General features: G+C 61.5%; 5 protein-coding genes. All 5 read left to right on the forward strand.

All coding sequences use genetic code 11. The features are described from left to right. Positions 1–63: 63 nt before the first annotated feature. A complete protein-coding gene (locus ABVS03_RS04475) occupies positions 64–3327 on the forward strand; it encodes a PD-(D/E)XK nuclease family protein (RefSeq protein ID WP_368018205.1) in 3264 nt (1087 codons plus the stop codon). Beyond that, positions 3324–6848 carry a UvrD-helicase domain-containing protein gene (locus ABVS03_RS04480; RefSeq protein WP_368018206.1) on the forward strand — a complete coding sequence of 1175 codons (3525 nt, stop codon included), beginning with the start codon at positions 3324–3326 and terminating at the stop codon, positions 6846–6848. The genes ABVS03_RS04475 and ABVS03_RS04480 overlap by 4 nt, the downstream gene beginning before the upstream one ends. A gap of 77 nt (positions 6849–6925) precedes the next feature. Then, positions 6926–10825: a DNA polymerase III subunit alpha gene (dnaE, locus tag ABVS03_RS04485; RefSeq protein ID WP_368018207.1), complete on the forward strand. Its 3900-nt coding sequence runs from the start codon at positions 6926–6928 to the stop codon at positions 10823–10825. A gap of 87 nt (positions 10826–10912) precedes the next feature. Beyond that, the gene (locus tag ABVS03_RS04490) at positions 10913–11293 is read left to right on the forward strand and encodes a desulfoferrodoxin family protein (protein WP_368018208.1); all 381 of its coding nucleotides are present in this window, start codon (positions 10913–10915) and stop codon (positions 11291–11293) included. Positions 11294–11379: 86 nt separating this feature from the next. After that, positions 11380–13212 carry a nitrilase-related carbon-nitrogen hydrolase gene (locus ABVS03_RS04495; RefSeq protein WP_368018209.1) on the forward strand — a complete coding sequence of 611 codons (1833 nt, stop codon included), beginning with the start codon at positions 11380–11382 and terminating at the stop codon, positions 13210–13212. Positions 13213–13271: the final 59 nt, after the last annotated feature.

Raw genomic sequence — 13271 nt, forward strand, 5'->3', positions numbered from 1 at the left:
CCAGGCATTGCTGTCGCCTCCGCGCGCTACCATAGATGGAGACACCGGAAGCAAGGAGCAGCAATGGGAATGCATATCGTGCATACGCACGCAGAGGGCGTCGTGTCGGCAGATGTCGTGGCAGCGCTTCGCGAGGCCAGCAGCAAGGGCGCAGCTGTCCTTGTCGTGCCCTCATTCGAGGCACAGATTGCAGCGCAGAAGCAGCTTGCAGGCCTTTCCGACCCAGTCCTTTTCGGCATCTCGGTCACGACGCTCTCCGCGTGGATCAAGGAGCGCTGGGATGTGTGGGGAGACGGCAGACACCTCGTCGAGAAGCCGGTCCGCACGATCGCAATCGAGCAGGTGCTCCTCGATGCTGGCCAGGCAGAGCCGCTTCCGGGCATGCTGCGCCTGCTCTCGTCTTTGGCAGAAGAGGCGCTGCCCTGGCTTCCGCTCATGCCGAACAGCAAGGTCGATGAATTCCGGGCAAAGCAGTATGGCCTTACGGCTGCCGAAGCCTCTGCAATAGGGCTTGTCGGCGCCTACGCAGACATGATCCATGCGCTTGGCTATATAGAGCCTGCAGAGGCTTCAGCCGAGATCGTCCCTGCGATGGAGCGTGCAGGGGCACAGGTGCCCACGCTCGTCGTGAGCGGCATCTCGAAGCTGGGACGCAGCCAGCGCGAGCTTCTGGCGGCAGCTGCAGGTGTATCCGACGTCTGGTTCATTGGCACCGAGCGCAATGCGGAGGCAGACCGCGGGCTCAGGAGCCTCGAGGAAGAGCTTCTTGCCCTTGCGGGCGACAATCATGTCGCATGCGAGGAGCAGGAGTCCGAAGCACCGGAGTCCACGGCACGAGCCGAGGAGCTCTCGAAGCTCAGACGCGCCCTCTTCACGGAGGCAGAGACGATGCATGGCACCGGCGCTATCTTTCTGGCCGAGCCGGAAGGGCCCCTGGCCGAGGCAGAGCATCTGGCTGCAACGATCTGCCGTCTTGCTGATGCAGGCGAGAAGAAGATTGTCGTTTCCGCGCCCGATCCCGAGCGTGCCTGGCGTGAGCTTGCGCCGAAGCTTGCTTGCCGCCATATCGCCGTCTCGGCCAGGCTTGAGCGCCCTCTTGCGAAGACCGAGGCGGGACATGCCTTCATCTCCTATGCGGAGACGGTAGCAGAGCTCGCCGAGCTTGCAGAGACGTGGCCCGAGCCTGAGACGCTCGAGGATGGGACGGAGCGCATTCGCCTCGGCGACATGTCCTGGTGGCCGCCCCGGGGCCTCACGGATTTCCTGCTCTCCGATATCAGCCACATCACGACGGGGAAGGCACAGACGCTCGACGCAAAGTGGAGGTCTGACAGGCTCCTTGTACCGGAAGGCGTGCTCACGACGCTCCAGAACGAGCGCGAGGTCGGCGCTTCCTGCGCCCGTGCCACTCAGGAGCTTCTGCGCGGCCGCATTGGCACGGCAGCACAGAGGCTGCTCACGCCCTATATCGCAGGTATCGAGACGCCTGACGATCTTTTCGTGGATGAAGACCGGGACATCAGCATACGCACGGAGAGGCTCTCCGACACGCTTTCCGACACTTTCGAGGCAGGCACGCTCGAAGGCATCCTCTCGCTTGCGGGGACCTTGAAGGAGCTTGGCATCTCGGCTGACCCGAAGGCAGAGCATCCGGTATCGCTCAGGCTTGTCGTGGCCCTGATGAAGCAGGCCATGGGGGAGAAGGCGCTTGTGACGAGGCCTGCCTGGAGCGAGAAGGACGCCCTTGCCCAGGTGCGCATCGCGTCTCAGTCCGAGGTGGCAGGCATGGAGCCCTGCTCGGCAGATGCCCTCATCTGCTGCGGACAGACATCGCAGGAAAGCAGCATCGGCACCGGCGATGATGTGCTCTCTGCTCTGCTCGAGCGCTGCGGCATCGAACCGGCACCCGACCCCATGCAGGATGCACGTGCCCGGTTCGTCTCGGCCCTCTCGGTACCCCGCCATCTCCTTGTGATGGAGCGCGTCAGAAACGATGCAGACGCAAAGGAGAGCTACCCTTCGGTCATGCTGACAGAGCTGCTCTCTGTCTATGGATTTGACGACGGCAAGAAGGCCAAGGCGGGGAAACTCTGGGAAGACCGTGCCCGTGAAGCAGGAGTCGGTGCCTCGTCTGCAGACGAGCAGCATATCGTGGAAGAGACCATGCCTGAAGGCAGGGCCCCCAGGCAGGCCGCCGCAGAAGAGATTGTGCCTGCAGGCACAATCAGCGAGGCATCGAAGCATGCCATCGTCGTGCCGCCTCCTGGCAGGATCGACCTGCTGGATGGCAAGCCGCTCCTTTCTGCCACCCAGATCGAGACCTATCTCGAGTGCCCGCTCAAGTGGTTCAGCCTGAGAAGGCTCAAGCTCGAGAACCAGGATGCCGGATTCAGCGGCATGGAGATCGGCACGTTCGTCCACGGCGTGCTCGAGAGCCTGCACAAAAAGATGCTCGACGATGCGCTGGAGCGCGCGGGCATGAGCGAAGAGGATCTCAAAGCTGTGTCTTGGGCTTCTCTTCCAGATTCACGCGTCGATGTGGAGCGCAACCCCGAGCGCATGGACTTTGCCCTTGCGCTTGCGGACAAGATCTTCGACGAGAGGCTTGAAAGCCAGTATGTCAGGAAGCATGAGCGGCAGCCGCTCATACCGCATACCGAAGCGGACCTGGGGACGATTCGTCGGATCAGGCACGATATCGAGACCTTCATCGGGTATGAGGCAGGGCTCTTCGATGGCTTCGAGCCGCGCCACTTCGAGTGGGACTTCGGCAGCAGGGACAATGCAGTCGAGTATGCTGGCGCCTATATCACAGGCACGATCGACCGCGTGGATGTCGACGGACATGGCCTGGCCTGCGTGATCGACTACAAGCAGAAGTCTGCGACAGGCTTCGCAAAGGAGTATGCGGTCTTCCCGAACGGGGCGCCTGCGTCGGGTGCAGGCTTCGTGCTGCCGAGGCGTGTGCAGTCGCTCATCTATGGGCAGGTCGTGCGGCGCCGGCATCCGGATCTCAAGGTGGTGGCTGCTGTCTATCTCTCGACACAGGACCCCCATGCGGTCTCTGGCGCGGTCTCGGCAAACCTCGCAGACCGCATCTTCTGGAAGCATGCTCCCGCGAAGCGCACGCTCGAGACGATGACCGTGAGCGACCAGGAGAGCTTCGGCACGGATGGGCGGGGCATGGATGCCGTGCTCGATGCGACAGAGGAGCTTATCAGACAGAAGATTGCGGAGCTCATGGCAGGAAATATCGAGGCGGCTCCGTGCGACGCCGAAGCGTGCATGTATTGCCCGGTGCTTGGATGCGAAAAGAGGCTTGGATGACGGCGAAGGTCGATATCTCGAAACTGAATCCCGACCAGAGGCATATCGTCAAGAAGCTCGACGAGCCGCTCTTCGTCGAGGCTGGTGCCGGTTCCGGCAAGACGTTCACGCTGACGCAGCGCATTGCCTGGGCCCTGGCGCCAGGGTCGGGCAAGGACGGCAAGCCCTTCCTCGACGATCTCTCGCAGGCGCTCGTGATTACGTTCACGAATGTCGCTGCCCGCGAGATCAAGGAGCGTGTGCGTGCAAAGCTCAGGAGCTCCGGCATGAACGAGCATGCGCTCGAGGTCGACTCTGCCTGGATATCTACGATTCACGGCATGTGCAAGAGGATCCTGACCCGCCATGCCCTGGATCTCGGCATCGACCCAGCGTTCCGCGTCGCTTCTGGCAACGAGACAGACCAATATCTGAACGAAGCCCTCGAGGAAGTCATGGGGGAGGAGCGGCAGTCGGGAGATCCTGCCATGAAGGAACTCCTCTCCGCCTACAGGCTGGGCTCGCGGAATGAATCGGGCAGCTATACCGGCATCATGGGCCTTGTCCTCTCGGCGAGGCAGGCTGCCATTGCGGCGCCGGGCGGCTTCAAGGACCTCTTCGTGCCTGAAGCGGCAGATTCCAATGAGGTGATGGAACGCTTCATTTCTGCTTACGGATCTCTCTTGAGCAGCGATGTGAAGCTCTCGGCAAAGAGCTCCGATAAGGTCAAAGCGACAATGGAGCTGCTTGATGAATACAAGAATCTGGCCCCAGGAGCAAGGACACCGGAGAAGACTCTCGAGATTCTGGGCCAGGTGCAGTGGCCTGGATCGTCCAAGAACTACAAGACCATGCTCGACGACGCAAAGGATGCGAAGGAGCATGCCGAGGAGGAGCTCCTGCTTGCCCAGTCCCGCAGCACGACCGAGACCCTGATCGCTCTTGCGAAGAAGGTGGACGAGCGCTACTTCGAAAAGAAGAAGGCACATTCGCTGCTTGACAATGACGACCTCGTGACGCTTGCGCTTCGGGCGCTCGAAGAGAACGAGGAGGTGCGGCGCGACTATGCCAACCGCTTCCGCCTTGTGATGGTCGACGAGTTCCAGGATACAGATGAGAAGCAGCTTCGCTTGATCAGCCTGCTTTCGGGCGAAGGTGCCCGCCATCTTGCTACGGTCGGTGACGCACAGCAGTCCATCTACCGCTTTCGCGGTGCCGATGTCTCGGTCTTCCATGGGAGGGGAAAGGGACTTCCCGACGAGGAGAAGATCCGTCTTGCAATCAACTACCGCAGCCACAGAGACATCCTCTCGTTTGTGGATGCAGTCTGCGGAGGCAAGGGAGGCAGGAAGGGAGTCCTTGACCACTTCATGCATCTCGACCCGGCAGAAGAGCATACGGGCACCTACGATACACCTCGGATCCCCCGCATCGATATCGAGGTCTGCGAGGATACTTCGCGGCCTTCGAAGGCGCAGGCTGCCGTCGAGGCGGCCATGATCGCGAAGCGGTTCCGCGCGATGGCCGATGCCGGTGCGAATCCGGGCGACATGGTGCTGCTTCTGAGAGGAATGACGAACGCAGCGTACTACATCGATGCCATCCGCAGGGAAGGGCTCTCCTGCATCGTCTCTGGAGGTTCCGGCTTCACGAAGACGGCAGAGGCTGCCATCCTGCAGGCGCTCCTGCACTACCTTGCGAACAGCCGGGATACGGAAAGCGGCCTCTTCCCGCTCCTGTCGTCTGCGGTCTTCGGCATCCCAGCAGATGATTTCGTGCAGCTTGCTACGACGACGCAGAAGAAGGCAGATCTCCCGACGAAGCGCTCGATCGAGAACGGCTTCGTGACCATGCAGTTCAGAGGAGGCTACGAGCCGACGGCGCGTCTCGCGCGTGCCCACGAGATCCTCGCGCGTGCCCGCCAGATTGCGAAGCGCCACAATATCGCAGATGCCTGCACCTATGTCGTGCGGGAATCGGGCTGGCTCACACGGCTTTCCTCCCAGGGCGCCCAGGGCGAGGCAGTCTGTGCCAATGTGCTTGCCGGACTTCGCTATATCCGCGGGCTCGTCGAGGATCTGGGGCTTGGAAGCTCCCGCGCAGCCTGGGAATACGACCGGTGGCTCCAGGTCTCGAAGATTCCGCCTGCTTCCCTTTCCGGAGGCAAACAGGGTGCCGTGAGGATCATGACCGTGCACGCCTCGAAGGGAGCCGAGTTCAAGATTGTCGCCGTGGCAGAGTGCTGGGCAAACCCGATGGCGGAGTCCTTCTGCTCGGGCTCCGTCCCGGGCCGTGGCCGTGCTGTCATCGTCCCGCCCGAAGGCTTCTCCTATACGCCGCCCCAAGAGGTGCCAGAAAACCCCGAGACGCTCGGCGAGTGGTATGAGCACCTGAGGGATGAGAACACTTCCGCCGATGCTGCAGAGCTGACCCGCCTTCTCTACGTTGCGCTCACGCGTGCCGAGGAAGCTCTTATCCTGGGCATTGCACCCGTCAGGAGCGCAAGCAAGAGCACGCCGACCAAGGCCACAAGGCCCCAGAACGAGCTTGCTGCCAAGGTGATGGGAGCGCTCTTCGGCGATGTGACGCCCGAGCCGGGCGAGCACCGGATAGAGTATGGCGGAACGGAGCCTGCGCTCGTGCATGTGGCAAAGCTCGCAACCCAGGAAGTGGAAAGACAGAAGGTCAAGGTGCTCGATGCCGGAGGATTGCTAGGCGAGCTCGAAGGCGCTCTTCCGGATGACCCCCGCCTGCTTGTCGCTCCCGAAGAGGAGCCGCAGACCTCATTTGCGGTCTTCGAGGAGAGCAGGGATGTGCTGGCGGAAGAGACCCGCATGCAGACCTCGCGCGAGGGCATCTTCTCCTACTCGTCTGTCCATGAGAAGATGGCTGAGATGGTCGACATGCCGGACTTCGAGGGAGAGGCGCGGCCGAAGCGGGGAGGGCATGTGCTCCCGACCCGCGCCGAGCGCGATGCGATGCAGGAAGGGGCGCCTGTCGTCGCCGATGCGGACAAGGCGACAAACCTCGGCTCTGCCTTCCATCTCCTTGCCCAGAGCATGGCAGAGACGGGCTCTTTCCCGGATGCAGAAAGGATTGCAGCGCAGGAGCAGGTCTGGCGTCTCAGTCCCAGGGCGGCTTCGAGGCTCGAAGAGGCGCTTTCACGCTGGAGCGGTTCTTCCGTGAGGCATGAGGCGCTCTCCCATGTCCATGTCCAGGCGGAGGTGCCGTTCTTTTCGAAGGCACATGAAGAGAAGCTTGGGCGCTATGCAGAAGGCGCCTTCGACCTTCTGGCCTGGAACGACAGAAGCGAAGCGTTCCTCGTCGACTACAAGACAGGTGATGTGGGGCTCACGTCCGAAGAGATCTTCCAGAGGCATTTCCTCCAGGCGGATCTCTATGCCCGTGTCCTCATGGATCAGGGCTTCGGGAAGGTATCCTGCCGCTTCGTCTGTGTGGAGCTCGAGGATGCAGGCCATCCTGGTGAGCCCTTCGTGGTCGCGTACGACTATGATGCAGAGCACACACCGGCCCTTTGGTAGTACAGACGTTCCAGAGCATTCTGCTATGCTGGAAGGAGGGCTTCCTGCCTTCCAGCAATTCCTATGAGGAGAGATAGATGGCGTTCGTACATCTTCATAACCACTCGGACTTCTCGCTTCTCGACGGCGCGGCGCGCATACCGGCCATGGTGAAGAGGGCCGTGGATCTCGATATGCCGGCTGTGGCGCTCACGGACCATGGCTACATGTTCGGCATCCCGAACCTCGACCTCGAGTGCCGCTCCTACAACGACGCCCAGGAGAACATGAAGCAGTGGCGCCATGATATGGAATGCTTCAAGAAGGGCTGGGAGCTTGACGAGCCCCAGAACTCCTCTCCCGATGTCGGCTACTTCGACGATGTCCACGCCCAGTGGGCCTCCGATGTCGCTGTCTGGGAAAGCTCGGACCATGACCTGAAGGCGGTCGAGGCGAACCGTCCGCGCCTCAAGATCAAGCCGATCTTCGGCTGCGAGGCCTACTTCATCACCGATGACTGCATCCCGCGCGGCACGAAGCAGCGCCGCTACCACCTGATCCTGCTCGCAAAGAACGAGACGGGCTATGTCAACCTCATCAAGTGCATGTCGAAGGCGGCAGGCCACGAGATGATGTACTACAAGCCGAGGACGACGCTCGGGATGCTCGAGGAGTACCACGAGGGCCTCATCTGCCAGAGCGCCTGCGTGCAGGGCATCATCCAGCAGAGGATCCTGGACGGCGAGTTCGAGGATGCAATGCATTGGGCCAAGGAATTCAAGCGCGTCTTCGGCGACGACTTCTATATGGAGATCCAGGATCATGGCCTGAAGTTCAGGAATGGCTGGGATGACCGCAAGCTCGACGAGCGTCTCGTGAAGATTGCCCACGAGCTCGGCATCAAGGTCGTCTGCACAAACGACTTCCACTACCTGACCCGCGAGGATGCAAAGACCCAGGACCTCCTGTCCTGCATCGGCAAGAACACGACCGTGAACGACACGACGCGCATGCGCATGGAGGGCACGGAGTTCTATATGAAGACCGAGGAGGAGATGCGCGAGCTCTTCTCCTGGTGTCCTGAAGCATGCGACACGACGCTCGAGATTGCCGACAAGTGCAACTTCGAGCTCGACTGGAGCTCGATGTACCTGCCGGAGTTCCCAGGCCTCAAGCCGGGAGAGACGGCAGAGGAGCGCTTCCGCGCCGAGTGCGAGAAGGGCCTTGCCCGCCGCTATGGACCGGACTGGAAGAACGTGACGATCAACGGCATCAACGTCGAGGACCGCTACGAGCATGAGGCCGGCATCATCATCGGCAAGGGCTTCGCAAACTACTTCCTGATCGTCCAGGACTATGTCCAGTGGGCAAAGGACAACGGCATCGGCGTAGGACCGGGCCGTGGCTCTGCTGCTGGCGCTATCGTCGCCTACGCAATGAACATCACGAACTTCGATCCGCTCGAGAACGGCCTCATGTTCGAGAGGTTCCTGTCCCCGCAGCGTACCGAGATGCCCGATATCGATATGGACTTCGACGATGAGCACCTCCAGGACGTCCTGCAGCATGTGCGTGACGTCTACGGCGAGGACCGCGTCTGCAAGGTCATCACCTATTCGCAGATCAAGGCGAAGCAGGCCATCAACGATGCGAACCGCGTTCTGGGCTTCCCGGTCTACATGGGCCAGAAGCTCTCGAAGATGCTTTCGAACGACCCGAAGCTCACGCTCAAGAATGCCCTCCACAAGAACGATGCGAAGCCTGACCAGTACTCTCCCGACTTCGAGGAGGTCTACAACAAGGACCCGGATGCAAAGGCCATCATCGATGCTGCCATGTCGCTCGAGGGCTACATGCGCGGCGAGGGCGTCCATGCCTGCGCTACGCTGATCGCACCGACCCCCGTCACGGACCACGTCCCGACGAAGCTCGATACGAAGGGCAACGTCACGATCACGCAGTACGAGGGCCACTCGGTCGCAGACATGGGCCTTCTCAAGATGGACTTCCTGGGACTTCGTACCCTCACGGTCATCAACAAGGCGCTCGCGAACATCCGCGCGAGCTATCCCACAAAGGAAGATATCGAGAAGATGCCCGAGACCGTCAGGAAGACGATCAAGCCGGGGGCAGAGTGCGTCGATATCGATGTGGACAAGATCGACTTCTCCGATCCTGCCATCTACAAGCTCATGGGCGACGGCCGCACAGCTGGCGTCTTCCAGGTCGAGTCTGCCGGCATGACAGCAACGATCAAGAACATGCAGCCGCGCGAGTACAAGCAGATCGTCGCTCTCATCGCCCTCTACCGCCCGGGCCCGCTCGGCGCCGGCATGGTCACAAGCTACATCAACCGCATGAACGGCAAGGAGCCGGTCGTCTTCTACGATGACCGCCTCTCCGACATCCTGGACGAGACCTACGGCACGATGGTCTACCAGGAGCAGGTCATGCAGATCTCGATGAAGATGTGCGGCTTCACGCCAGGCGAGTCCGACTCCCGTATCCGCAAGCCTGTGGCCAAGAAGAAGATCAAGATGCTCACGAGCCAGATCTTCCACTGGGAAGGCAATGGCGCGGATGAGACGATCTACGACCACTGGATGAACGGCGCTGTCGCGAATGGCTACAAGAAGGAGACGGCCCAGCGCATCTGGGACGATGTCCTCGAGTTCGCTTCCTACGCCTTCAACAAGAGCCACTCTGCCGGCTATGCCATCCTCGTCATGCAGACTGCCTGGCTCAAGGCCCATTTCCCGCGCGAGTACATGGCATCGGTCCTCACGTCCTACATGGGCAAGACGGACAAGATCGTCCACTACGTGAACTCCTGCAGGCATGAGGGCATCAAGATCCTGCCGCCTGACATCAACGAGTCCGGCCGCGACTTCACGGCCACGCATGAGGGCATCCGCTTCGGCTTTGCCGGCATCCGCGGCGTCGGCGAGTCGGTCGGCGAGGCCATCATGGCAGAGCGCGAGAAGGGCGGCCCCTTCAAGACGCTCCATGACTTCGTGGACCGTGTCGACTCCTCGCAGGCAAACCGCCGCGTCGTCGAGGCGCTGATCAAGAGCGGTGCCTTCGACTCGACGGGCTACACGAGGCGCCAGCTCATGCACTTCGTGGACAAGAACAATCCCTTGAACATCATCGACTCTGCCGCAAAGCGCCAGAGGGACCGCGCCGCTGGCCAGTCCTCGTTCTTCGACATGTTCTCGGAGGTTGAGGGCTCTGGCTTCGAGGATGAGGTGCCGGCGCCTGATGGCATCGAGTGGGACCGCCGCACGAAGCTTGCCCAGGAATACGAAGTCCTCGGCATCTATGTCTCCGACCATCCGCTGCGCCCGTACGAGTACGCGCTCTCGAAGGCACGCGACTACAAGATTTCCGACCTCGAAGTCTCCGAAGAGGTCACGAACAGCTATACCGGCGCCACCTCGACGCGCTACCTCGTCGAGGAAGGCAAGTCAATCCGCCTTGCCGGCATGGTGACAGCCGCGCAGAAGAAGACGACGAAGACCGGCAAGTCCATGGCGATCGTGACGCTTGCCGACATGGAGGCAGAGACCACCATCGTCATCTTCCCGAAGCTCTTCGAGGAGTGTGCAGAGGCCCTGCGAGGAGAGGTCGACGAGGAGACAGGCGAGACCGTCGGCGATGTCTTCATCCAGGTGCGCGGCAAGCTCGAGCGCTCCGATAGAGGCGACCAGGTCATTGCCCAGAGCGTAGAGCCGCTCATCCTGAACGATGCGACGAACCGTCCGAAGGTGCTCGAAGTGAACCTGCCGAACTCGATGCTCTCGCGCGGCCACATGGAGACGCTCGACTCGATGCTTGTCCGCTATCCCGGCCTCGACCATGTGGAGCTCAGGGTGGAGGCAGCGACAGGCGACATGCTCTGCTTCGAGCTTCCCTGCAAGGTCGATGCACACAACATGGTGCTTCTCGCGGAAGTCTCAGATTTTCTTGGACATGACGGAAAAGTGATAGTAGCTTAGTAGCAAATAGGATATACTCCTGTTTAAACGCCCGGAAGGGCGGGAACAAAGAGACTAAGTCACGTCCCACAAGAGAGGGGATACATCATGAGTGAAGTCACGTTCTATCGCTGCAACAAGTGCGGCAACCTGGTCGCTGTCGTCAATAAGGGTGCCTGCACACCCCAGTGCTGCGGCCAGCCGATGGAGAAGCTCGTTGCTGGCTCCACCGATGCTGCCACCGAGAAGCATGTTCCGGTCGCAGTACGTGAGGGCGCAGATGTGAAGGTCACCGTCGGCTCTGTCGAGCACCCGATGCTCGAGGAGCACTCGATCCAGTGGATCGCTCTTGCCCAGGGCGACCGTGTCGAGATCCATCACCTGCATCCGGGCGAGAAGCCGCAGACGGTCTTCGCTTCCGTGGCAGAGGGCCCGGCGACGGTCTACGAGTACTGCAACCTCCACGGCCTTTGGAAGTGCGAGCTCTAAGCGCTACTATTCTGGCAAGACCTTTGTTTCGAGCAGTATGGGCTCGGGCGCAAGGCGCCCGGGCCTTTTTTCTTTGGATGGTGCACATGAAGATTGCCATAGCCCAGATGTCTTCGGTGGCAGGCGATTTTGAGGTGACGGCCAAGCGCATGGCCGAAAGCGCGAAGAAGGCAGCCGATGCAGGTGCCCGCCTCGTCGTCTTTCCGTATGCCGTGCTGACAGGCCCCTCTCCTGTCGAGGAGAGCGATATCGAGGCCTATGTGGGAGATGCGGCAGAGACGCTGCGCCGTCTGGCCGACGATATTCCCTGTGCTGCGATCGTGCCGGTCGTGGCAGGAACCGGCACTGGTCTTGCCGCCGAAGCCTTCCTGATAGACGATGGGGAGCTTGTGCCTCTGCGCATGGGTGCCATGGCGGCATCGATGGGCGCGCTTGCCAGCTCGGGGCAGCTTCCCCAGGCAGGCAGCATGCCGGCACCGGATCTTCCCGAGTTCGAGCTCGACGGCACGCATATCGGCGTCGCCTTCACCTACGACGATCTCGACGACTACCGCGACTACGACTTCTCGCTCGATGTCCTGCTCTACCTTCCGCAGGATGGCTATGTTGCCAGAGATCTCGACTCGGCGCTTTCGCTCTCTCTTGCGGAGAACCGCTTTGCAAAGGATGCAGAAGAGATCGGCTGCTGGCTTGCCTGCGCCGACTCCGTCGGCGGCTATGGGCCTCAGCTCTTTGCCGGCGGAAGCTTCGTGCTCGATGCAGAGGGGCGTCTCCAGGCGAAGGCACCGCTTCTCGAGGAGAGCCTTCTTGTCTTCGATACGGAAGACAAGGCTGAAAGGACGCCTGTGGCAGAGCTTCCTCATCCGGGCGTCCGGGAGAAGAGCCATGTGCTCTGGGAGCTTCTCGTACGTGGACTTGCCGATCTTGTCCATGCAGAAGGGGAGGACAAGGTCGCGCTGGCGCTCGATGGAAGACTTGCCTCAGGGCTTCTCGCTACGCTTGCCTGCGATGCTTTGGGCCCCCGCAAGGTCGAGGCCCTCGTCGTGGACGGAAGCTCAGCTGCCGCAGAGCTTGCAGACCGGCTCCACATCGAGACAAGGATGCCTGATTTCCGCCTGCCCGTGCCGCAGCCGGGTGCCTGGGCCACGGAGTCGCCTCTGCTCCTCAAGGGTGTCGAGGCAGCCTTCCTGGCGGAGCTTGCCCGCCAGGAGCATGCGCTTGTGCTCGTGCCAGACGACAAGACAGGCCTGGCGCTCGGAGAGGAGCGTATGGGCGTCTCCGGCAAGGCCTGGGCACCCTTCGGCGACATCTGGAGATCCCAGCTCCTCGATCTGGCCGAGGACAGGATGCGTGTCTCTCCGGTATTTCCGGACGAGATGCTCAGCGCATACGCTGTGCCTGACATCTTCGGCATCTCCCAGAGCGCTGCGACCGACAAGGGCAGGCTCGAGGCGCTTGACCGCATGCTTGCCGCACGCATCGAGGATATGCATGATATGGCAGCGCTTCTCGATGAGGGCTATCCTGCTGTTTTCGTGAAGGCGGCGCTCCATCGCCTCCATGATGCTGCGCTCACGCGCCAGATGCTTCCGCCCTGCTTCGAGGTCTCGAACTGCACGCTTTCCGAGCTTGAGACCCCCGTCGGCGTTGCCTGGGTGGACCATGAGCGCGAAGGGGGAGGAGCCGAGAACCTCGAGGATATCGTGCACGAGCTCGAGCGCATGCTCCGGGGCCAGAAGGCAGGGTCTGTCCCGCCTCAGGACTCAGATGCCCTCGCCGATGCTTTCGAGCTCATCCGCGAGCTCTCGAACACGCCGGGTCCGAAGGAGGTGCCGGGCATGCCGGAAGGCACGGAGCAGGATGGCTTCACGATCCGCCCCGGCTTCCCGTCGTGGGGACAGCCGTTCTCGGAGAACTGATATCTTCTGTGCGCTCCTGTGCCGCGTGCTGCAACATGCCGGTCTGTGCTACCATGGTA

The organism is Olsenella sp. AGMB03486 (assembly GCF_040884255.1).
Lineage (GTDB): Bacteria > Actinomycetota > Coriobacteriia > Coriobacteriales > Atopobiaceae > Olsenella_L > Olsenella_L kribbiana.